The sequence below is a fragment of the Actomonas aquatica genome (genome assembly GCF_019679435.2).
Taxonomy (GTDB): Bacteria; Verrucomicrobiota; Verrucomicrobiia; order Opitutales; family Opitutaceae; genus Actomonas; species Actomonas aquatica.
The window spans coordinates 5,455,724-5,478,390 of the sequence record NZ_CP139781.1; the positions used below are offsets into that span (position 1 = coordinate 5,455,724).

A 22,667-nucleotide genomic window follows, 5' to 3' on the forward strand; every position below is an offset into this window, starting at 1 on the left:
AATCTGGGCTAGGTCGCTTTAGTCCCGAGGACTTGAATAAGAGGGAGATATCTTTCCATTAAGGCACTTCGCCATCGCGTTTGCGATTCGCTCGATGACTGGGACCACTACACTATTACCGAACTGGCGATACGCCTGTGTGTCACTAACAGGAATTGAAAATGAATCGGGAAAGCCCATGAGCCTTGCGCATTCTCTAGGTGTCAGTCTCCGTGGATTGCGATCGTGGTTTTTGATCAGAATTTCACTTCCGTCCTTATGATAGCGTGCCGATAGGGTTCGTGAGACGTCAGTGGATCCTACTACGCTGCAGCCAAAACCGTTGCCTGCTTTTCGATGCTTCTCTGCGTATTTTTGTAGGTAGTCCCAAAGGTGGTCGGACAAAGTGTATTTTTCGGCGACTCGAGTTATGCCACAGCAGTCTTCGGTGTAGGGCGGTTCTGCGGGCTCATTGGACTTGTGTAGAATTTCTTCAAGGAGCGGGCCGTTGCTTTCTGGAGGGAATTCGACATTGTCCCAATTGAATCCGAGGTCCTCGCGAAACCCGACTAGATAAATCCTCTCGCGGTGTTGAGGCACGAGGCATCTCGCATCTATTATTTTTTCATGAACAGTATATCCAAGTTCGTCCCGCAGGACTTTCATTATGACTTTGAAGGTGTTTCCACGATCGTGGCTTCGAAGGTTTTTTACGTTCTCAAGGAGAAATGCTCGGGGTCTGTGTTTTTCGAGTATTTTCTGGATCTCGAAGAATAGTGTTCCTTGGGTTTCGCATTTAAATCCGTGACTCCGTCCTAGGCTATTCTTTTTACTTACGCCAGCCAAACTGAACGGCTGACATGGGAATCCGCCCACAAGAATATCATGACTTGGTATTTGGTCCTGCACCTCGGCAAAGGTTATGTCGCCTTCAATCTTGTGAAGATCCGTATGATTTGCCCGATACGTTTGAGCGGCGTATTTATCCCACTCAGAAGTGAAGACACAGAGCCCTCCTGCGGCTTCGAATCCAAGTCGTGTTCCGCCTATACCAGCGAAAAGATCAATAAACGTGAAATCGCGTTTTGTCCCAAAGATATCCTTGTTTTCGTTTGGTTCGATCGGTCCCGTGAGCATTTTTTTAAGAGATTCGCCCGCCATCGCCGGAATTGGCTGATCTCCGTTTTCCCAACGACTTATTGTGCGAACGGTTCTTTGCAGCTTACTAGCGATTTGTTCTTGGGAGTATACCTCTCGCGCTCGCGTAAATAGTGATTGGGGGGAGTCCATGACGCCAAAATGTCGGGTTTGATTCCCCAGTAAAGGATGGTTTTTCATTTGTATCCTTAACGTCCAAGGCAAATCAGTCTAAGTAGAAGAATCTTAGAGGGATAAGAAAATGGAAGGCAATATGACGGACCATTACTAGATTACCACGCACTCCCAAAATAGGACCGCGGGGAAATTGGACAGATTTGATGGCAGCCTTGCTACTTCAGCCAGTCGATGGAGAGGGTGTCGCTCAGTGCTTTGAACTCGGGGTCGGCGGTGATGAGGGTGGCGGGGAGTTCTTGGGCCAAGGCAGCGGCGAAGGCGTCGGCGAGGCTGAGTTTGTTGTAGGCTTTGATCGCGGCTGCCGCATCGGCGAGGGACCGGTCGGCAGATACGAAGCGGATCGGTAGGGTGGCGATGGCGGCAGCACTGGCCTGCCACGTGGCGAGACCCTCCTTGCGCTCGAGGATGTAGCGCACTTCGGCGTAATTGACTTCGGTCATCCACAATCGGCACCGGTCGGCCGCGGCATCCTGCAGAATTTGCTCGATGGTGTCTGCTCCGGTCTCGTCCCGCAGAAACGCGATGAGTGCGAAACTATCGAGAACGACGTTGGGTGAGGCGGGCATACTTGGCGTCTTCTAGGGCTCGTTCTGCCGCCTTCAACTTGGCGCGTTCCGCCGGGGTGATGGGCTTGGAGGTCGCTCCACGACCGATGCCTCGCGCCTGCCGGATCGACTTGGCGGTGATCGGCCGCAGCAGAATACCGTCGGCCGTTTCCTCCACGATGGCTTCGGTGCCGCTCTCGATTTGGAAATACTCACGCAGTCGGGCCGGAATCACGACCTGACCTTTGGTCGTGAAGCGGACGGTGTGTTGGCGGGGCGGCTCGGACATGACGGGAGTGCGTCACGATTTCAGGAGTAAGACAAACGGGAAAAGTAAGACGGTGGGCGCGCGGATCGCGCGTCGAAATGCTGAAAGCTGAAAAGCGGGAATGCTGAAATTGGGGGCGAGGTCCCGGGGTGGGGGGCGGAGAGGCATCCTCCGTCGCTCTTCGAGCTATGGCGGACCGGGTGGGCGGCGCGTCGCAAGCGACGGCCCGACATTTGAGGCGGACGAGACGCGGACCGGAGGTCCGCGTTCACCTGGGTGAGCAAGGTGATTCAACGCTTAGTGTTTCGGCGGAGTGGCTCTGTTTTGTTTCTCGACGGCCCGATGGGCTCCCCGTCGTGAAATCGCCCGTTAACGGGCGACGCCTCCATTCAGTCGGCGCCATCTCCGCGCTGGCGCGCTGCGTCCTCGTTGCCTTGAGTTGGCGTCATGGAATATCGTGAGTTGGGTCGGTCGGGGTTGAAGGTGCCGGTGCTTTGTTTGGGGACCGGGACGTTTGGGTCGGAGGAGACGACCGGCGGGTGGGGCGCGGTCGATGTCGCGGGGGCGTCGCGCTTCGTGGATGTCTGCCTGGAGCACGGGATGAACTTCTTCGACTCGGCCAATGTGTATGGCGGGGGCGTGGCGGAGGAGGTGCTCGGTCAGGCGATCAAGGGACGACGCGATGAGGTGATCATTTCAACCAAGGGCACGTTTCGGTGGACCGAGGGACCCGACGGGATCGGCTCGTCGCGCGCGGCCATCACGGCGGCGGTGGAGGGGAGTTTGCGGCGGCTGGGGATCGACTGCATCGATCTGTATCAGCTGCATGCCTTCGACGCGTTGACGCCGGTCGAGGAGACGTTGCAGGCGCTCGATGACTTGGTGCAGGCGGGCAAGCTGCGGCACATTGGCTGTTCCAATTTCTCGGGCTGGCACTTGATGAAGTCGCTGGCGACGAGCGACCGCTTGGGGCTGGCGCGGTATGTGGCGCATCAGGCGTATTATTCGCTGCTGGGGCGCGAGTTTGAATGGGAACTCATGCCGCTCGCGCTCGATCAGGGCGTGGGGACCGTGGTGTGGAGTCCGCTGGGCATGGGACGGCTGGGGGGCGCGGTGCGGCGGGGTCAGGCGCGACCCAAGGTGAGTCGGCTCAACGACGAACGGGGGCGGGCTTATCTGCCGCCGGCGGAGGAGGCGTTTGTGTATGATGTGGTCGACGCGCTCGATGCCGTGGCTGCCGAGGTGAACAAGTCGGTCGCGCAGGTGGCGCTGCGGTGGGTGCTGCAGCGGCCGAGCGTGGCGAGTGTCATCATGGGTGCGCGCTCGGAGCAGCAGTTGCGCGACAACCTGTCGGTGGTCGACTGGTCGCTGAGCGACGCGCAGATGGAGACGCTCAATGCGGCGAGCTCGAAACAGAAGACGTATCCGTATTGGCACCAGGAGTTCTTCGCGGAGCGGAATCCGCCGCCGGTGTGATCCGCCGTCGCTCTTCGAGCTATGGCGGACAAGGGGGCCACTCCTCCGCAGTTTTTTAACCACGGATGGACACGGATGGCTTCGCCTACCGGCTACGCACCGCTGTCGGTCTAGGCTCTGGACGTGAGGTTGGAATCTGAGACTCAGGGAAATGGGGGCCACTCCTCCGCAGTTTTTTAACCACGGATGGACACGGATAAACACGGATGGCGATTCACCTACCGGTTCATCGTCTCTTCGGGAGAGTTGATTCTGCATCTGGAACCGTGAAAGGCGCGGAGATAGGTGGTCCGGAGGGGCAGTAGTCCGACAGGGGCCGACGCCGCCCGGAGGTCGGCGTCCACCTCGGAGGTTCAGGTGGTCGCGGGCGTCCTCGACCGCGTGGCGGTGGACTGGCTCTGTTGTCTCCGTCTTCTCCTCCGTTGACTATGTGTAAAACGTCGGCGGGCGGGTTGATCCATCCACTCGCTCACGCTCGTAGCCACGGAGCTTTTCGGTTTTAGCGTAAGAACTCGGTGACGTAGGATTCTTGTAAGACGCCAAAAACGGCAAGTAAGCTCGTTTTGAGGGTAAATGATGCCAGAAGTGGCAGGTTTGAGGGCTTGCCAGAAGTGGCTTATTATGACCGTATTGCAGGGAAATAAGCCAGAAAGGGCGTTTTATGAAGATTGAAGCACGGTTGACGGATGAGGTGATTTTGCGCGAGTTGGGGGCGCGGGTGGCGGCGTTGCGGTTGGAGCGGAACCTGACTCAGGCGGAGCTGGCGCGGGAGGCGGGGGTGTCGGCGCGGACGGTCGCGCGGCTCGAGTCGGGGGAGGTGGCGGTGCAGTTGTCGGCGTTGCTGCGGGTGAGCCGGGTGTTGGGTTTGCTGGAGCGGCTCGATGTCTGGTTGCCCGAGGTGAAGCCGGGGCCGATGCAGCAGTTGTTGGCGCAGGCCAAGGACGGGCGGCGTCGGCGGGCGAGCGGCAAGCGGGCGCGAGCCAAATCGAGCGAGCGGGGAACCGGGCGCGTGGAAGAGGAGGCGCCGGGCGCTTGGTCGTGGGGGGATGAGGCGTGAACGCGGAGGTGCGGTTGTGGGGCACCACGATCGGCGCCGTGGCGCTGGAGCCGGGCGACGAGGTGGCGGCGTTTCAGTATGCGCCGGCGTTTTTGCGCAGCGGGATTGAGGTGGCGCCGTTGATGATGCCGCTGCGGGAGCGGCCGTATGTTTTTCCGGAGTTGTCGAGGCAGAGTTTCCACGGCCTGCCGGGGCTGCTGGCCGATGCGCTGCCGGACAAGTTTGGCAACGCGTTGATCGATGCCTGGCTGGCGACGCAGGGGCGGAGTCCGGCGAGTTTCAACGCGGTGGAGCGGCTGTGTTACACGGGGGCGCGGGGCATGGGGGCGCTGGAATTTTATCCGCGCATCGGGCCGCGTCCGCGCAAGGCGGTGCAGATCGAGCTCGATGCCTTGGTGGCGTTGGCGAGTGAGGTGTTGCGCGCGCGGGGCGGACTGCAGGGCAGTTTGGCGGGCAAGGGGCGCAGCAAGGCGCTCAACGACATTTTGCGGGTGGGCACGTCGGCCGGCGGAGCGCGGGCCAAGGCGGTGATCGCGTGGAATCCGACGACGCAGGAGGTGCGGTCGGGTCAGGTGGATGCCGGGGCGGGCTTTGAGTATTGGCTGCTGAAGTTCGATGGCGTGAGTGCCAACCGCGACAAGGAGTTGGACGATCCGCAGGGGTATGGAGCGATTGAATACGCCTACCACCTGATGGCGCGGGCGGCGGGCATCACGATGAGTGACTGTCGGTTGCTGGAGGAGAACGGGCGGCGGCATTTTATGACGCGGCGTTTTGATCGCACGGCGAGCGGCGACAAGCTGCACATGCAGTCGCTGGGCGGGTTGGCGCATCTGGATTTTAATGCGGCCGGGGCGAGCAGTTACGAGCAGGCGCTGCAGGTGATCCGTCAGCTCGGATTGCCGATGGCGGCGGTGGAGGAGCAGTTCCGGCGCATGGTGTTTAATGTGGTGGCGCGCAATCAGGACGATCACGTGAAGAACATCGCGTTCCTGATGGACCGGCGTGGGCGCTGGTCACTGGCTCCGGCCTACGACGTGATGTATGCCTACAATCCGGGCGGGCCGTGGACGGCGACGCACCAGATGACCGTAAATGGGAAGCGGGATGGGTTCACGGTCGCGGATTTTGAGGCGTGCGCGAAGGTGGGCCTGATGCAGCGCGGTCGCACGCGGGCGATCCTGCAAGAGGTGGTGACGGCGGTGCGGCGCTGGCCGGAGTTTGGCGAACAGGCCGGCGTAAGTGAAACGTGGATACGCCAGGTGGCCGCGGCGCATCGGTTGCGGTGGTGAGGAGCGGGAGGCCGGGGGGGCTGAGAGGCAGGGCTGTTTTTTAACCACGGATGGACACGGATGGCTTCGCCTACCGGCTACGCACTGCTGTTGGTCTAGGCTCCGGATGTGAGGTTGGAATCTGGAACTCACGGAGTCGGGGAGGGCCGAGGGGCAGCGATTTTTAACCGCAGATTTCGCAGAAAACGCAGATATTGAGAGCCGAGAGGCGGGGCATTTTTGACCACAGAATTCACAGAGAGCACAGACGAGTGATGCAAGGAGCTCAGGTTTGGATCAGCGTTTTCTGCGAAATCTGCGGTTAAGAAAAATATTCGGATGCTGTCAGCTGCGTTGGGGGGCGGGGACGGGGGCGTTCGACGGCTCGCTGAAGCGGGCCTGGACTTTGTCCTTCAATTGGTGCGACCAGGAGTAGAGGACCGGGATGAAGACCAGCGTGACCAGGGTCGAGGCGACGAGGCCGCCGAGCACAGTGCGGGCGAGGGCCGCTTGGATTTCGGCGCCGGGGCCGATGCCGAGGGCGAGCGGGAGCAGGCCGAGCACCGTCGTGAGTGTCGTCATGAGGATGGGACGCAGGCGGCGGGAGCCGGCTTTGCGCACGGCTTCGGCCATGGAGAGGCCTTCTTCGCGGATGAGCAGGTTGATGTAGTCGACGAGCACGATGGCGTTGTTGACCACGATGCCGATGAGCATGACCAGGCCCATGAGGCTCTGCATGTTGATGGTGGTGCCGGTGAGCAGGAGCGTGGGCACGACGCCGATGACGGCCAAGGGGATGGCGCAGAGCACGACGAGCGGATCGAGGAAGCGCTCGAACTGCGCGGCCATCACCATGTAGGTGAGTAGAATGGCAATGATGAGCGAGAGGCGGAAGTCGGCGGCGGACTTGGCCTGTTCTTCGTAAGCGCCGCCAAAGTAGAGGGAGAGGCCGGGCGGGATATCCACATCCTGGAGACGCGTGCGGATGGCGTCGACGGCGTCACCGAGGGCTACACCCTTGGCGAGGTTGGCGGTGATGGTGGTGATGCGTTGGCCGTCGATGCGCTGGATCTCGGGCGGGCCGCGGCTGGCTTCCTTGTCGATGACGGCGGAGAGCGGGATGGTTTCGCCGCTGGGCAGGCGCACGGGGATGTTGTCGAGCGATTGGGTGCTCTGGCGGTCCTGGGCGCGGAGGCGCACCATGATGTCGAATTCGTCGCCGCCGATGCGATAACCGCCAGCGCGGCTGCCGCCGACGTTGGTCTGCAGGGTGGAGGCGACGTCGCGGATGTTGAGGCCGAGTTCGGCGATCTTCTCGCGGTTAAACACGAGGTTCTGTTCGGGGCGGCCCTCGCTGCGGCCGATGCGCACGCCTTCGATGCCGGGCAGGTCCTCGACGGCTTGTTGAATCTGGCGGCCGACGCGCTGGGCGAGTTCGAGGTCGTGACCGCGCAGTTGGAGGGAAACGTCTTCGCTGCCGCCGTTGCCGAAGACCATGCGGAGAATCCAGAGACCGTTTTGCGCGCTCACGCGGATGTCGGCGCCGGGGATGCGTCCATCGGTGACGGCGCGGAGGCGGTCGGCGAGTTCGAGGGTCGACACGGAAGCGTCGGGCGACATGGCGATCTCCACTTCGGCGCGGCCATCGCGGATCTCGGTGGTGAGGTGATCGATGTCGGTTTCGTTGACCTGGCTGGCGACGATGCGTTCGAGGTCGCCGAGGTAGCGGTCGAGCACGGCGATGTTGGTGCCGTCGGCCATGCGGATATCCACGTCGATCTGGTCGGCTTCGGTCTGCGGCGCGAGTTCGACCGGGATGAGCGGGAAGGCGGCCATGGTCACGCCCACCAGGGCGGCGGCGCCGATGAGCACGCGGGCTTTGTGGTGGAGGGCCCAGCCGAGGAGGTTGCCGTAGTGGTTTTCGATGGCGGCGAAGCGGCCGGCTTTGGCGGGCTTGGCCGGTTTGGCGGTCTTGGAGCGGGCAGGCCAGCGGTCGAGCAGTTTGCTGGCGAGCATGGGCACGAGGGTGAGGGCGACCAGCAGGGAGCAGATGAGGGCGAAGACGACGACGAGGGCGAGCTGTTGGAAGATGACGCCGGAGACGGTCTTCATGAAGACCACGGGGAGGAAGATGACCGTGGTGGTGAGGGTGGAGGCGACGACGGCGCCGGCGACTTCCTTGGTGCCGACGAGAGCGGCGCGGCGGCGGTCGTGACCCTCTTCGCGCAATCGGGTGATGTTTTCCAAGACGACGACGGCGTTATCGACGACCATGCCGATGCCGAGGGCGAGTCCGCCGAAGCTCATTTGGTTGAGCGTGAGGCCGTTGAAGTAGAGCAGGCCGAAGGTGGCGATGATGGAGATGGGGATGGCGGCCGCGATGATGAAGGTGGAGGAGCCCTTGCGCAGGAAGGCGTAGAGCACGGCGACGGCGAATAGGGCGCCCCAACCGGCGGAGTTGGCGACGTTGGAGATGGAGCCCTTGATGAAGGTGGACTGGTCGGAGGCGATCAGCATGCGCAGGTCGGCGCGCTCGGCGTTGATGCGATCGACCTCGGCGCGGACGGCATCGGCGACGGCGACGGTATTGGCGCCGGTCTGCTTGCGGATGGCGAAGCGGAGCATGGGGCGACCATCGATGCGCACGAGGCGATCGAGGTCTTCGTAGCCGAAGGAGACGTCGGCCACGTCACCGACGCGGATGGGTTTGCCGTCGACGCGGGTGATGACGGTGTTGCGGATCTGATCGATGGAATTGTATTCGCCGAGGGTGCGCACGTAGAGCTGTTGCACGCCCGAAACGACGTTGCCGCCGGGGAGGTTGATGTTGCCGGAGGCGAGGGCGTTGCGGACGTCGGCCGAGGAAAGTTGCGAGGCGTTGAGGCGGTCGCGTTTCAGGTCGACGCGGACCTGGCGATGGACGCCGCCCCAGACATCGACGCGACCGACGCCGGGGATCTGTTCGAAGCGTTTGGAGATCTCGCGTTCGAGGATGAGGGTAAGCTCCTGCAGGTCGCGGGTGGGGGAAGAAACGCCGACCATGACGATGGGGGCGTTGTTGGGATCGAACTTCCAGATGCGGGGCGGATCGACCTCATCGGGGAAACTGTTGCGCATGGGCTCGATGGCGGCGCGCAGGTCGTTGGCGGCTTCGTCGAGGTTGGTGCCGCGGGCGAAGTCGAGGGTGACGCGGGACTGGCCTTCGGAGGAGCTGGAGCGCACGCGCTCGATGCCCGGCACGCCGGCGACGGCGTTTTCGACCGGGCGGGTGATGATCTCCTCGATTTCCTGCGGGCCGACGTTGGGATACTCCACGGCGACGGTGAGCGAAGGAAACTCGATCGGCGGGAGCAGGTCGATCGGGAGGTGGCGCAGGCCCGAGATCCCGAGAGTGATGATGATGAGGAACACCATCGCGGTCGCGACGGGGCGTTTAACGGAGGTCTCGGTCAACGGCATGGCGGGAAGGGTCGGAAGGTCTGAAAGTCTAAAGGTCGGAAGGTCTGAAGGTCAGACAGCGGCAGGCGGGCCTGCGCTCGACTTGAGATCGGGGGCGTGACGAGTCCGGCTCAGGAGTCGGTGGCGGTGGTTTCGTCGAGGACCTCGTTGAGGAGGTCTTCGCGGTTGAGGCTTTGCAGCTCGAGGACGTGGTCCCAGGTGACGGGGCGCACGCGGGCGGCGGAGCGGCCGTTGGAGGAGAGCAGGTCCTGGCCGAGGGTCACGATCCAGTCGGCGGAATCGAGGTTGGCGACGGCGACCTCGTTGGCGCCGCGGGCGACGATGTTGAGATTGCGGAAGGTGACGGCGACGGGCGAGGAGAGGGAGTCGGTTTGCTCGCGGGCGGCGGCGGGATCGAACGGCGTTTCGGGGGTGAGCACGAAGACCCCCTCGCGGCCGGTGTTGGGATCGGTGAAGAGGCTGCTGGTGGGCACGAGGGTGGCCTGGCGGCTCTCGCCGTAGTGGATGTCGACCGCGAGGAACATGCCGGGCAGCAGGCGTGTATCCGTTTGGTTGATATGGATCTCGGCCTCGGTGCTGCGGGTGATCTCGTTGAGGAAGGGCGAAATGCGGGTGACGCTGCCGTTGAGCGGCTCAGTGCCCTGGAGCAAATCGGATACGACGAGTTTGGCGGGCTGGCCGATCTTGATGTAGCCGATCATGGCGTCGGTGAGGTTCACGCGCACGTGCAGCGAGGAGAGGTCACCGATGGTGAAGAGGGCGGTGGAGGTGGAGACCTGCATGCCGATCTCGGCGCGGCGGGCACCGACGAGGCCGGAGACGGGGGCGCGCACGAGGGTGCGGGCGAGCAGGTCGCGGCGTTCGGCGAGGTTGGCGGAGGCCTGCTCCAGCTCGGCCTCGGCGAGTTCGACGTCGGCGGCGGCGGAGTCGCGTTGGGCGGCGAGGGTTTCGTATTCGAGGTCGGAGACGAGGTTGCGCTCGTTGAGGGCCTGGGAGCGGTTGGCCTGGGCGGCGGCTTCGGCGAGGCGGGCGCGGGCTTGGCGGAGGCGGGCGGCGGAGATGCGGTGACCGGCCTCGGCCTGGCGGACCTGTTCGCGCACCTGGTCGTCGTTGATGCGCACGAGGATGTCGCCGACGTTCACGTGGTCACCGTCGTCGACGAGGACCTCGTCGATACGGCCGGAGACCTCGGGATAGAGCACGACCTGGTTGTCGGCACGGATGGTGCCGGAGAGGCGCTCCACCAGCGGGAGGGAACCGCGGCGGGCCTGGGTGGCTTCGACGGGCGGAGCGGAGGCCATGCCCCGCGCCGCTTTGGGCTGGTCGGAGCAGGCACTGAGCAGCAAGAGGGCGGAGGCGCAGATCGCGAATTGGGTCAAACGACGGGCGCGGGAAAGGCGTGAAAGCGGGTGGAGCACGGGCGCAACGTGGCACAGTGCTTCGGATGCGCAACCGGTGGCGGTTATAGCGAAGTCTATATTCGGTGAGTGTTTACCGGCGTTGCGTGCCGGGTATGAATGAGTTCGATTGGCAGCCATGGAGTCCACCGAAACGACGTCTGCGCCGTCCGAACCGTTACTAAGTTTTTTGGAAGCCCGAGTGTTAGGGTGCCTAATGGAGAAGGAGGCGACGACGCCGGATATTTACCCACTGTCGCTCAACGCCTTGGTGAATGCCTGCAATCAGAAGAGCAATCGGTCGCCAGTGATCGCGGTGGGCGAGGAGGAGGTGGAGGCGGCGTTGGCGCTGTTGCGGGAGAAGCATCTGGTGACGCTCTTTTCGGGCGCCGGAGCGCGAGCGGTGAAATACCGGCATAAATTTTCCGAAGCCTGGCCGGTGGAGCCGACGGCGTGTGCCTTGATGTGTGAATTGCTGCTGCGCGGACCGCAGACGGCGGCGGGGTTGCGCAGCAACTGCGAGCGGCTGGCGGCGATCCCGCCGTTGAACGAAGTGGAGGCCGTGCTGAGCGATCTCGCGGTGCGCGGCATGGTTGGGCGACAGGAGCGGCGGGCGGGTCAGAAAGAGGCGCGCTGGACAGCGTTGATCGTGGAGGGCGCGGAGGTGACGACGGCCGGTGACGAGTCGGGCGACGCAGGGGCGGATGTCGGCGGTCGGCCGACGATGGCGGTCGCGATGACGATGAAACTACCGGCAGAGGCCGAGGCGCGGATCGCGGCGCTGGAGGAACAGGTGTCGGCGCTGCGGGCGGAACTGGCCGAACTTAAGGCGCAGCTGGGGGAGTAGCGGTGAGGGAATGGGGAATGGTGAAGAGTGAATGGTGAAAAGGGGGCGCGTGGATCGACACCGAGGCAGAGGAGGGGGCATAGCGGTGAGGCAGGGCCTCTTAACGCAAAGACGGCAAAGGACGCATCCTCCGTCGCTCTACGAGCTATGGCGGACAAGGAAGATCGCAAAGCTGGGTGGCAGGGGTGATTTTTAACCATACCGCGGCCGCGGGAGACATGGATAAACACAGGTGGCGATTCACCTACCGGTTCATCGTCTCTTCGGGAGAGTTGGTTCTGAGTCTGGAACCGTGAAGGGCGCGGAGATAGGTGGTCTGGAGGGGCAGTAGTCCGACAGGGGCCGACGCCGCCCGGAGGTCGGCGTCCACCTCGGAGGTTGAGGTGGTCGCGGGCGTCCTCGACCGCGTGGCGTTGGAGTGGCTTCGTTGCCTCTGTGTAATAACGTCGGCGGTCGGCCCGGGGGGCCGACCCTACCTGGCTTAGCCGGCGTCGGCGCGGATTTGGAGGTCGGCGGCGAGGAAGTGACCGGCGCATTCGTAACGATAGACGACGCGGTCGATTTTGGAGGAGGAGCCGGTGGAAAGTTTTTGCGCCCGGATGATGGTGGGCAGGGTGAGCATGCAGGGGTGACCGGCGTCGCAGAGCACGTTCTTGAAGTTGCCCACCGTCATGTTGGTGAGTTCGCCGACGGTGTCTTTGATGAGCTCAAACCCTTCGAGAAGGATTTCGGCGCGGTCCATGCCGAGCGCCTTTTGGGTGGCGAAGAGGGCGAAGTCTTCGTCGAAGCACAGGTAGACGATGCCGTTGATGTCGCCGACAAAACCCACCGAACCGATCACGTAGGCGCCGTTACCGTCGGCGGCCGGGATCGGTTGGTTGGAGGCACCCTTCATCTCGACCGTCTCCCGCAGCATGATGTTGCACACCGTATCGACCGCACGGTTGATCGCGTTCTTCACGATATCGGGGGCGATGGCGTTGGGGGCGGTGGTGGTGGCAGGGTCGACTTGAGACATAAGAACACTTCACCATCGACCATGCGGTCCTGATATTTAGGCAAAAAAAGACCCCGTTGCGCAGCAAATGGATGCTGCCCAACGGGGATAGGTAAAAACGGGTGGGTTGCGGTAAGGAATTACTCGGAGGTCGGGACCGGGAGCCCAAACTCCTCGAGGATGGCGTCGATCATGGCGGTCTTTTCGTCGTGGGGCATGGCCGGGTGCAGGCCGCTGTGACGCACGGTGCCGTCGGGGGCGATGATGGCCATGTGGGGGATACCGGTGACGCCGTAGTCGTCGTTGAAGACTTCCTGTTCGCTGAAGACGATGGTCCAGGTGATGTCCTTGGCGGCAATGAAGTCGTTCATGAGCTCGTGTTCGCGCTCGGGATCGCCGGCCGTGTCGATCGGGGTCGGTTGCAGGCCGTGCACTTTGCCTTGGAGGCTGGTGACGCCGACGACTTCCACCGGGCTGCCGGCGTAGTGGGCGGTGAGCTCGGCGACCTGCGGGAAGGAGCGGATGCAGGGGCCGCACCAGGTGGCCCAGAAGTCGAGCACGACGACCTTGCCCTTGAGGTCGGAAAGTTTCGTGAGGCCGTCGTGGGTGGACCACGTGAAGTCGATCTCAGGGGCCGGGCTGCCGACGAGCTTCGCGGCGGCGGCTTCCTTGGCTTGAGCGGCGGCGGCGCGTTGCAGCATCTGGCCGGCCATGGCGGCGGCCTGGGTGCCCGGGTAGGTGGTGGTGACCGATTCGAGCTGCGCCACGACGGTGTCGAGGTCGGCACCGAGCTGGGCTTTGACCATGGCAACGGTCATGGCGATGCGGGCGATATCCTCGTCCACCTGGCCTTCGTAGGAAGCGAGCAACTCTTCCAAAGCGGCGACTTCGGGGGCGAAATCTTCGGCGGAGGTGGCTTCACCGGAGGAGGCTTTGGCCTGCAGCTGCTCCATGATCGCATTCAGTTTTTGAATGGGTTCGGAGGCTTCCGGGGCGAGCATCGGCGAGGGGGCCGCGGCGCTTTGGGCGAAGGCGGACCCGGCAAAAGCCGGGATGAGGGCCAGAGAAAGGGTCAACAAGACGCGTCGAAAACGATACATAAGCGCAAGTTCTTCGCAGAGGCGGAGGGGCGCAAATGGCAAATCGGGTTTTGTGGGCAGTGGTGGCGCGCGGGCGGGGCGCGGGTGGGGCGAAATGCGTTCCGGCGTTGACAGGGCTTGCGGGCTGGCTGCGCTGGGACGTTCCACTTACCGCTGACTATGACCGACAAGAGCCTGCCCTTTGACCGAGACCAACTGGAAGCGATCGCCGCTCAGGTGCCGACGCCGTTCCATATCTACGACGAAGGTGCGATGCGCGCCAACGCGCGGGCCTTTTACGAGGCCTTTTCGTGGGTGCCGGGTGGCTTCAAGAATTTCTTCGCGGTCAAGGCGCTGCCGAATCCGTTCGTGATGGAAGCGCTCAAGGAAGAGGGACTCGGCGGTGACTGCTCCTCGATGGGTGAACTCGTGCTCTGCGAGGCGGTGGGCATCAAGGGTGAGGACATCGTCTTCACGTCCAACGACACACCGGCCTACGAATACCGCAAGGCGGCCGAGCTGGGGGCGATCATCAACCTCGATGACATCCGTCACATCACCTACCTCGAGGAGGCGCTCGGCGGCACCTTGCCGGAGTTGCTCAGCTTCCGCTACAACCCGGGGCCGCTGAAGGCGGGCAACGCCATCATCGGCAAGCCGGAGGAGGCCAAGTATGGTTTCACCCGCGAGCAGCTCTTCGAAGGCTATCGCATGGCGCAGGCGAAGGGCGTGAAGCGTTTTGGGCTGCACACCATGGTGGCGTCCAACGAGCTCAACCCCGACTACTTCGTCGAGACGGCGCAGATGCTCTTCGACCTCGTGGTCGAGTTGAACCGCGAGCTCGGCATCACCTTTGAGATGCTCAACCTCGGTGGCGGCATCGGCATCCCGTATCGCCCGGAGGACACGGCGGTGGACCTGAAGTTGGTCGGTGAAAAAATCCGCGAAGCCTACGAGGCGACGATCGTCGCGAACGGGCTCGGTCCGATCAAGATCACCATGGAATGTGGCCGCATGATCACGGGGCCGTATGGCTACCTCGTGGGCCGCGTGTTGCACCGCAAGTCGACCTACAAGGAATACATCGGTCTGGACGCGTGCATGGCCAATCTGATGCGTCCGGGCATGTATGGCTCCTACCACCACGTGAGTGTGCCGGGCCGCGAGGACGCGCCGAAGCTGGTGTGCGACGTGACCGGCTCGCTGTGTGAAAACAACGACAAGTTTGCCATCGACCGTGAAATCCCGACGCCCGAGGTCGGCGACCTGGTGGTGATCCACGACAGTGGCGCACACGGCCACTCGATGGGCTTCAACTACAACGCCAAGCTGCGTTCGGCTGAAGTGCTGTGGCAGGGCGGCGACCAGTGGAAGGTGATCCGCCGCGCCGAAACGCTGGCCGATCATTTCGCGACCTTGGATTATCCGGGACTCAGCGGCTGAGGCACCCGCCGTCGCGGGACAAGGCGCGGTGAGGCACGGTCTGTTTTTAACCACGAATGGACACGAATAGCTTCGGCTACCGCCTACGCACTGAAACGGGGTTTCGGGGATAGACGATGAACCGGAAGGTGAATCGCTATTCGTGTAGATTCGTGTCCATGTCACAGCGATTCGCTATCGCTCGTAGACGTGTTTAAGAAACGGCGTCGGATGGGGCCATCGCCTGCGCAAGTGTGCGTATGGGCGGGGACTCGGGAGCGGTCTATGATGGGGCATCTTGAGTGATGCCGATGACATTCTTGCCCCGTGTGGAACTGCCGCAGTGCCGGCGTGTGCCCGTGGTGGGCCCCGCGCTGGCTGCGCCGCAATCTGGAGCAGCGGTTCGAGCTGGAAGAACCGCTGACCGGCGTGCTGCCAGCGATCTAATTTACCTATGAAATCGTATTTGAAAATGTGGTGGGTCGGGCTGGCGTTGCTGGCATTCGGAAGTGGAAGCGCCGTGGCGCAAACGGACGCGGGGAGCGCGGCCCAGCCGTTCCGTTACGTGAACTTTAAGGGCGTGGCCCAACCGATAAGTCCCGTGGTCTATGCCGACGGACGCTATGCCTTGGTCGACGGAGCGGGGACGTTGTATTTTTCGAGCGACCTGAAGGCGTGGGAGAAGCTCACCTTCGAGCCCGGCACCAAGCTGCGCTGGGTGAGGCATGACGGTGAGCAATGGGTGCTGGCCTCCAGCGAGCGCAAGCTGGCGCTTTCCGCCGATCTCAAGACGTGGACGCCGTGGTTTACCAGCGATGCGGCCAACGAAACCGCGGTGTTGTGGCGCGGTCGCTACTGGCGGTCCGCTTACACGGTCCTTGGTATCACGCAGTTCATGCACGAGCTGGGGCGTTATGACCAGGAGCGTGACGAGAAGCTGAAGGAATGGGATGCGCAGGTCAGAGACCCCAACATGCCCGCCGTCTACTGGCGTCAGGGTGATCGCCTGCGGGTGATCCGCCGCGACGGGTTGCACTACGTGACGGAAAACGGGGAGTATTGGAGCATCACGGGCGGCCACAGCGTGAACGATGCGCGCGAGGTCTTGGCGGCGGAGGGCAATGGTCGGGCGGTGGTCTCGGTGGTGGGCAAAGACAACCAAGGTGCGGGGCCGCTGATCACCGTGCAGGAAGGCACGGCGTTTCCTGACAGAGTGGAGACGCCGTTCACTCAGGTGCTGGGTCTGGCCTACGGCGCCGGGCGTTTTGTGATGCTCGCCACGACGGCGGATGACCCGCGTTCAGGTCTTTTCGAATCGGCCGACGGTCGCACGTGGACTCCGGTGGGGGAGCGTCAGCCGTATGCGAAGGGACTCGTGCATGGTCCGGCCGGATTTGCCACGCAGACGAAGGAAGCGTTGGTGGTGTATGCGCCCGAGCCGTGGCCGGAACAGTCCGCGATGGCATGGGAGCCGGTCGAGATGCCCGTCTTCCGGCTGACCGATTACGGCACGAACTTTGTCGGTGTGGGCAAGAAGCGTCGGGAGATCCCGAAGACGCCGGAGCAAATCCGAAGCGATGAGCTGCGCCCGACCTTGGTTGCGGCGCAGAAGGGCGACGTCGCCGCGGGGGTCCAGATGGGGCTCCTGATGTTGGAGGGAAAATACGTCGACTCGAATCCGTGGCGGGCGGAGGTCGCCTTTCAGGCGGGTATCGCCGCGGGGATCGCGGAAGCCCCCCGCGGTTACGCGGAGTTGCTGTCGCGGTGGAAGCCCGGCACGCCGCGACTCGAATTGTTGCGGCTTTACCGGCAGAGTGCGGAGCTGGGTGATGTGCCGGCGATGGTCTGGCTGGCGCTGAATCTCGAACCCGACTCCGACAGCGCCCGGTCTGAGATCGCGCGGTGGCGCGATGGAGCGCTGGCGGCCGATCCGTTGTTTGCGGCGCGCTGGGCCAAGCGGGAGACATTCGCGGCCAACATCGCCGCGGCCCAATCGGGGGATGTTGACGCGATGGCGAAAGTGCTGCCGATCGCGCTCGACGGGGATATCATGCCTGCCGACTGGAGCCTGGCCATTGCGCTGGCCGACCGCGCCGCCGAGGGCGGCAACCACGATGTCGCGGGGTATCTGCTGCAGCGTTACCAGGCGAATCGACAGGGTTACAGTCATGTGTCTCCGTATCCGGAAGCCGAATACAAGCGGCTGCTGGAGCGCGGTGTTGCGGCGAACCACAAACTGAGTCTGGCGCTGTATCTGGAAAGTCTCATGACGGGACGTTTTGGTTATGAGCGCGACGAGGAACAGGCGCTGGCCCGGGCGCGACAACTCGCCGACCAAGGCGATGCGGACGGGATGTTCTTTGTGGCGATGATTCTGCAGAATCGGCAGGACGCGCCCAAGGACCCGGTGGCGGCGGCCGAATGGATGCAGAAGGCGGCCGACGCCGGGCATGTGCAGGCCGCGGCTTGGTTGAAGACGCAGCAACTCAAGGCCTCGCCGCAATGAGTGATGGTGATGGGGCCACGCCTGCCGGCGCACTGCCGCCGCCGTTGCCGGCGGCGGCGGCAGGAGTAGACCGCGCCCAGTATGCGACGCGCAACGACGGGCTCTCGCCGGCGTGCGTGTGGGTGATCGCCGCCGGGGCGCTGCAGCAGATCGTCGATGGGCAGGTGAAGCGGGTGGTGGCGCTCAGCGAGGTGACGGAGGTGCGGCTGGACTACGCGCCGACCCGTGTGGAGGCGAATCGCTACCGTTGCCAACTGCGGCTGCGTAGTGGCGTGGGCATTACGTTCTTCAACCGACGCTTCGAGAGCTTCGGCCGGTTCGCGGACACGAGCCCGGCGTATCGGGATTTTTTGGACACCTTGCTGGCGGCGTTGCGGGACGTCGCACCGCAGTGCCGGTTTGTGACCGGAGTGGGCTCCGCGCTTTATTTCGTCAATGTGTTGGCGTTTGCGGTGGGGGTGCTGGCGGTGGTGGGGGTGCTGATCTTTTCGCTGGTGGTGGGGCTGTGGGCTCTGGTGATCCTGAAGGCCTTGCTCATCGCGTTCTACGTGCCGCGGGCTTGGCGGTGGTTGCGGCGCAATCGGGAGCGCGACTTCGACCCGCGCGACGTGCCGACGGCGGTCGTGCCGGTGTGAACATAGCTTGGGCGTAGCATGCAAGTTGCTGGGGCCGGCGCGTCGACGAGCGGAATGCGCCGTCGATGAGTTATGACGATCGCCGCGCTCCTCATCATCGCCACCACCCTTTACTTCATCTTCAAGCAGGCCGACGTCCGCATGGTGCTCTTCGCCGGCGGTCTCGCGCTGGCGACGCTGGCGTTGCAACCGCTGGTGGTCTTCGAGGCCTTCATGCGCGAGATCGGCAACGGCAAGACGATCGGTCCGATATGTTCGGCGATGGGGTATTCCTTCGTGTTGCGGGCAACGGGGTGTGACCGCGCCATGATCAGTCGGCTGCTGCATCCGTTGCGGCGGGCGGGCTGGCTGTTGTTGCCGGGGGGATGCGCAGTGGCGTTTTTGACCAACATCGCGATCAACAGTCAGACCGCGGCCGCGGCGGCGGTGGGGCCCATTCTGCTGCCCTTGCTGCGGGCGGCCGGGTTTCCGGCCATCGTGGCGGCGAGTTGTCTGCTGCTCGGGACCTCCTGTGGCAACCTGTGCAATCCGGGCGAGGCCGATCTGGTGGCGTTGCATGATGCCAGCGGGGCGGGCATGGCGCAGATTCTCGGCGTGATGTTGCCGGCGGTGCTGGCGGGTTTTGCGGTGATGGTGGCGACCTTCACCTGGCAGGAGCGCAACTCGCTGCAGCGCGCGGTGACTGCGACGGAGACAGACGAGTTCGCGGCCATCGATACGCCGCGGTGGAAGGCCTTCATGCCGCCGCTGCCGGTGGTGATGATCTTCGTCCTGCTGCCGGGTTTTCTCTTCGACCATCTGCCGCCGCCGTTTGAGAAGGGCTTGCCGGTGCCCTACGCCATGTTGATCGCGCTCATCGTGCTGCTGGTGCTGAGTCGCAGGGATCTTTCGGCGGTGGTGAAGACCTTTTTTGAAGGCATGGGCAGCGGCTTTGCGCAGGTGATTTCGCTGATCGTGACGGCGAGCTGTTTCATCGCGGGCATCACGGCGGCGGGGCTGACGGACAAGCTGGTGGCCTTTGCGGCCGAGAGCGGCGCGTGGGGGCGGGTGGCCGCGGCGGTCTTTCCGGGCGCGCTGGCGGTCGTGACCGGGTCGGGCACCGGACCGAGTGTGGCCTTTACCAAAGCGATCGTGCCGGCGCTGAGCGCGACGGATCTCCACCTGAGCCTTGATCTTGGCGCGCTGGGCGCGATCGCGGCCAATTACGGACGCACGGTTTCGCCGGTGGCCGCAGTGGTGTTGTTTGTGACTTCGCTGGCAGGCGTGGAGATCGCGCCGACATTTCGGCGGCTGGCGCTGCCGTTGCTGGCGGGCTTCGTGGTGGCGTTTGGCGTGGTGTGGATGGTCGAGTGACCGCGTGAGGCAGGCACAAAAAAGCCCCGCCGGAAGTGGCGGGACTTTGGAAGAGGGAAGGAAGCGAAGTGGCTTACTTGGCGTCCGCGACGGCGGCCTGGGCGGCGGCGAGGCGGGCGACCGGCACCCGCCTTCGCATGAAGCTCCGGCGGGCAGGCGCGGTTTGTTTATTTGCTGTCGGCAACCGCCGCTTGCGCGGCAGCCAAACGCGCCACGGGGACGCGATACGGGCTGCAGGACACGTAGGCGAGGCCGAGCTTGTGGCAGAACTTCACGGAGTCCGGATCACCACCGTGCTCACCGCAGATGCCGAGCTTGATGCCCGGGCGGGTCGCACGGCCCTTCTCGATCGCGACCTGCATGAGCTGGCCGACACCGTTCTGGTCGATCGAAGCGAAGGGGTTGCGCGGGAGGATTTCCGCCTCGGCGTAAGGCGCGAGGAAGGAACCGGAGTCGTCACGCGACATACCGAGGGTGGTCTGGGTGAGGTCGTTGGTGCCGAAGGAGAAGAACTCCGCGGTCTTGGCGACTTCGTCGGCGGTGAGGGCGCCGCGGGGAACTTCGATCATGGTGCCGACGGAGTAGGCGACCTTGGTCTTCTGTTCCTTCATGACGGCCTTGGCCTCGGCGTGCACCGTGGCGACCTGGATCTCGAGCTCTTTGCCGAAGCCGATGAGCGGGATCATGATCTCGGGCTTGGTCTTGATGCCCTTCTTCTTGGCCTGGATGGCGGCCTCGATGACAGCGCGGGTCTGCATGCGGGTGATCTCCGGGTAGCAGATACCGAGACGGCAGCCACGGAATCCGAGCATCGGGTTGAACTCATGGAGCTCAGCCACGCGGGACATGATGTCCTCGACGGGGATGTTCAGCTTGTGGGCGAGATCGAGCTGCTGCTCCTTGGTGTGGGGCAGGAATTCGTGCAGAGGCGGATCGAGGAAGCGGATGGTCGCCGGGAAGCCCTTGAGGGCCTTGAAGATGCCGAAGAAGTCCTTGCGCTGGAAGGGCAGGAGCTTCGCGAGGGCGGCTTCGCGGGCCTCGGTGTTGCGGGCGAGGATCATCTCGCGCATGGCGTCGATGCGGTCACCCTCGAAGAACATGTGTTCGGTGCGGGTGAGGCCGATGCCGACGGCGCCGAAGGCGATGGCCTGCTCGGTCTGCTCGGGAGTGTCGGCATTGGTGCGAACCTGGAGCTTGGTGACCTTTTTGCACCAGTCCATGAGCTGCACGAAGTTCTTATAGGTGCCGCTCTTCTGGGCCTTCTTGTTGCCCTTGATGAGGCCTTGGATGACCTCGGACGGAGCGGTCGGAACCTCGCCGGAGAACACGGCGCCGGAGGTGCCGTCGATGGAGAGGAAGTCGCCTTCCTTCCACTGGGCCTTGCCGACGGAGAGGGTGCGGGCGTCGTAGTCGACCTGCAGGGCGGCGGCGCCGCAGACGCAGACCTTACCCATCTGACGGGCGACGAGCGCGGCGTGGGAGGACACACCACCGCGGGCGGTGAGGATACCCTCGGCAGCGATCATACCGCGAAGGTCTTCCGGAGAGGTCTCGACGCGGACGAGGAGCACCTTCTGGCCCTTGGCGGCGGCTTCGGCGGCGCGGTCGGCGTTGAAGTAGATCTTGCCGGAGGCGGCACCCGGGCCGGCGGGCAGACCGACGGCGATCTGCTTGGCGGCCTTGGCGGCCTTGGCGTCGAAGATCGGGGCGAGGACCTGCTCGAGCTGGTCGGCCGGCACGCGGTTCACGGCGGTCTTCCAGTCGATGAGCTTCTCTTTCACCATTTCGCAAGCGATGCGGACGGCGGCGACGCCGGTGCGCTTACCGTTGCGGGTCTGGAGCATGTAGACCTTGCCTTCCTGGATGGTGAACTCGAAGTCCTGCATGTCCTTGAAGTGGGACTCGAGGACCTTGCGGATGCGCTCCAGCTCCTTGAGGGAGGAGGGCTGCTTCTTGGCGAGGAGGGCGACGGGGTCCGGGGTGCGGACACCGGCGACGACGTCTTCGCCCTGGGCGTTCATGAGGAACTCGCCGTAGAACACCTTCTCACCGGTGGCGGGGTCGCGGGTGAAGGCGACGCCGGAGCCGGACTCTTCGCCGGTGTTGCCGAAGACCATGGCCTGCACGTTGACGGCCGTGCCCCACTCGGCGGGGATGTTGTATTTGCGGCGGTAGACGATGGCGCGGTCGTTCATCCAGGAGCCGAACACGGCACCGATGGCGCCTTGGAGCTGCTCCCACGGGCTGGTCGGGAAATCCTTACCGGTGCGCTCCTTCACCAGCTTCTTGAAGCGGGCGATAACTTCCTGGAGCTGCTCGGCGCTGAAGGCGGTGTCTTCGGCATCGGCGTCGCCGAGGAGCTCGGCCTTGGCGTGCTCGATGACCATCTCGAACGGCTCGTGGTCTTCATTCGGGCGCTTCTGCACGCCGAGCACCACGTCGCCATACATCTGAATGAAGCGGCGGTAGCAGTCCCACGCGAAGCGCGGGTTGTTGGTGGCCTTCTCGAGGGCGACGACGGTCTCGTCGTTGAGGCCGAGGTTGAGAATGGTGTCCATCATGCCCGGCATGGAATCGCGGGCGCCGGAGCGCACGGCGACGAGCAGCGGGAAGCCGGAGGCGTCACCGAACTTGGTGCCCATGCTCTTCTCCATCTTGGCGATGCCCTCTTCGATCTGGGCCTGGAGCTCCTTCGGGTATTTACGACCGTTGTCGTAGAAGTAGGTGCAGACCTCGGTGGTGACCGTGAAGCCAGCCGGGACCGGGAGGCCGATGCGGCTCATCTCGGCGAGGTTAGCGCCCTTGCCGCCGAGGAGGTTCTTCATCGTGGAATTACCGTCGGCTTTGCCATCGCCCCACGAGTAAACGTATTTGGGGGCCTTGGCGGCGGACTTCTTCGTAGCCGGGGCCTTCTTCACGGCCTTGGCGGTTTTCTTAACCGCTTTTTTGGCGGTCTTTTTGGCTTGGGTTTTAGCTGCCATGTTTGGATCAGGTATTGAGAGAAAACGGAGACGTCCTCCAGAGACACAAAGGTTCAGCGA

Annotated in this window: 16 protein-coding genes; 8 read left to right on the forward strand and 8 right to left on the reverse strand. The window is 63.6% G+C overall.

Annotated features, from left to right (window positions below):
• Nucleotides 1-18 precede the first annotated feature (18 nt).
• The 3 genes from dcm to K1X11_RS20840 form a co-directional block, all read right to left on the reverse strand.
• Nucleotides 19-1,269 carry a DNA (cytosine-5-)-methyltransferase gene (gene dcm, locus K1X11_RS20830; protein WP_221029318.1) on the reverse strand — a complete coding sequence of 417 codons (1,251 nt, stop codon included), beginning with the start codon at nt 1,267-1,269 and terminating at the stop codon, nt 19-21.
• Nucleotides 1,270-1,469: 200 nt separating this feature from the next.
• A complete protein-coding gene (locus K1X11_RS20835) occupies nt 1,470-1,880 on the reverse strand; it encodes a PIN domain-containing protein (RefSeq protein WP_221029317.1) in 411 nt (136 codons plus the stop codon).
• Entirely contained in the window at nt 1,849-2,148 is a 300-nt protein-coding gene (locus K1X11_RS20840) for an AbrB/MazE/SpoVT family DNA-binding domain-containing protein (RefSeq protein ID WP_221029316.1), read from the reverse strand. The genes K1X11_RS20835 and K1X11_RS20840 overlap by 32 nt, the downstream gene beginning before the upstream one ends.
• Before the next feature lie 426 nt (nt 2,149-2,574).
• On the opposite strand from K1X11_RS20840, the gene K1X11_RS20845 reads away from it, so the two are divergent.
• The 3 genes from K1X11_RS20845 (at nt 2,575) to K1X11_RS20855 (ending at nt 5,952) form a co-directional block, all read left to right on the forward strand.
• Nucleotides 2,575-3,603 (forward strand): aldo/keto reductase, encoded by a 1,029-nt coding sequence (locus K1X11_RS20845; protein ID WP_221029315.1) that lies wholly within the window; start codon nt 2,575-2,577, stop codon nt 3,601-3,603.
• 661 nt (nt 3,604-4,264) lie between these two features.
• A complete protein-coding gene (locus K1X11_RS20850; RefSeq protein WP_221029314.1) occupies nt 4,265-4,660 on the forward strand; it encodes a helix-turn-helix transcriptional regulator in 396 nt (131 codons plus the stop codon).
• Nucleotides 4,657-5,952, forward strand: a complete 1,296-nt coding sequence (locus tag K1X11_RS20855; protein ID WP_221029313.1) for a type II toxin-antitoxin system HipA family toxin — start codon at nt 4,657-4,659, stop codon at nt 5,950-5,952. The genes K1X11_RS20850 and K1X11_RS20855 overlap by 4 nt, the downstream gene beginning before the upstream one ends.
• A 324-nt stretch (nt 5,953-6,276) precedes the next feature.
• On the opposite strand, the gene K1X11_RS20860 is transcribed toward K1X11_RS20855, so the two are convergent.
• Nucleotides 6,277-9,390: an efflux RND transporter permease subunit gene (locus K1X11_RS20860; RefSeq protein WP_221029312.1), complete on the reverse strand. Its 3,114-nt coding sequence runs from the start codon at nt 9,388-9,390 to the stop codon at nt 6,277-6,279.
• 110 nt (nt 9,391-9,500) lie between these two features.
• A complete protein-coding gene (locus K1X11_RS20865; RefSeq protein WP_221029311.1) occupies nt 9,501-10,769 on the reverse strand; it encodes an efflux RND transporter periplasmic adaptor subunit in 1,269 nt (422 codons plus the stop codon).
• A gap of 157 nt (nt 10,770-10,926) precedes the next feature.
• On the opposite strand from K1X11_RS20865, the gene K1X11_RS20870 reads away from it, so the two are divergent.
• The gene (locus tag K1X11_RS20870) at nt 10,927-11,634 is read left to right on the forward strand and encodes a YceH family protein (RefSeq protein WP_225919259.1); all 708 of its coding nucleotides are present in this window, start codon (nt 10,927-10,929) and stop codon (nt 11,632-11,634) included.
• 481 nt (nt 11,635-12,115) lie between these two features.
• Here the strand turns inward: K1X11_RS20870 and K1X11_RS20875 are convergent, their stop codons facing one another.
• Nucleotides 12,116-12,652 (reverse strand): chemotaxis protein CheX, encoded by a 537-nt coding sequence (locus K1X11_RS20875; RefSeq protein ID WP_221029309.1) that lies wholly within the window; start codon nt 12,650-12,652, stop codon nt 12,116-12,118.
• A gap of 119 nt (nt 12,653-12,771) precedes the next feature.
• The gene (locus K1X11_RS20880; RefSeq protein WP_305082536.1) at nt 12,772-13,731 is read right to left on the reverse strand and encodes a TlpA family protein disulfide reductase; all 960 of its coding nucleotides are present in this window, start codon (nt 13,729-13,731) and stop codon (nt 12,772-12,774) included.
• 159 nt (nt 13,732-13,890) lie between these two features.
• Here K1X11_RS20880 and K1X11_RS20885 point away from each other — a divergent pair, with 159 nt between their 5' ends.
• The 4 genes from K1X11_RS20885 to dcuC all read left to right on the forward strand — a co-directional run bounded on the left by K1X11_RS20885 (nt 13,891) and on the right by dcuC (nt 19,626).
• Nucleotides 13,891-15,153 (forward strand): diaminopimelate decarboxylase, encoded by a 1,263-nt coding sequence (locus K1X11_RS20885; RefSeq protein ID WP_221029308.1) that lies wholly within the window; start codon nt 13,891-13,893, stop codon nt 15,151-15,153.
• 559 nt (nt 15,154-15,712) lie between these two features.
• Nucleotides 15,713-17,638 carry a tetratricopeptide repeat protein gene (locus K1X11_RS20890; protein WP_221029307.1) on the forward strand — a complete coding sequence of 642 codons (1,926 nt, stop codon included), beginning with the start codon at nt 15,713-15,715 and terminating at the stop codon, nt 17,636-17,638.
• Nucleotides 17,635-18,273: a hypothetical protein gene (locus K1X11_RS20895; RefSeq protein WP_221029306.1), complete on the forward strand. Its 639-nt coding sequence runs from the start codon at nt 17,635-17,637 to the stop codon at nt 18,271-18,273. The genes K1X11_RS20890 and K1X11_RS20895 overlap by 4 nt, the downstream gene beginning before the upstream one ends.
• Before the next feature lie 72 nt (nt 18,274-18,345).
• Complete coding sequence (gene dcuC, locus K1X11_RS20900; RefSeq protein WP_221029305.1) at nt 18,346-19,626, forward strand: C4-dicarboxylate transporter DcuC; 1,281 nt, start codon at nt 18,346-18,348, stop codon at nt 19,624-19,626.
• A gap of 167 nt (nt 19,627-19,793) precedes the next feature.
• On the opposite strand, the gene ppdK is transcribed toward dcuC, so the two are convergent.
• Nucleotides 19,794-22,607: a pyruvate, phosphate dikinase gene (ppdK, locus tag K1X11_RS20905; RefSeq protein WP_221029304.1), complete on the reverse strand. Its 2,814-nt coding sequence runs from the start codon at nt 22,605-22,607 to the stop codon at nt 19,794-19,796.
• Nucleotides 22,608-22,667: the final 60 nt, after the last annotated feature.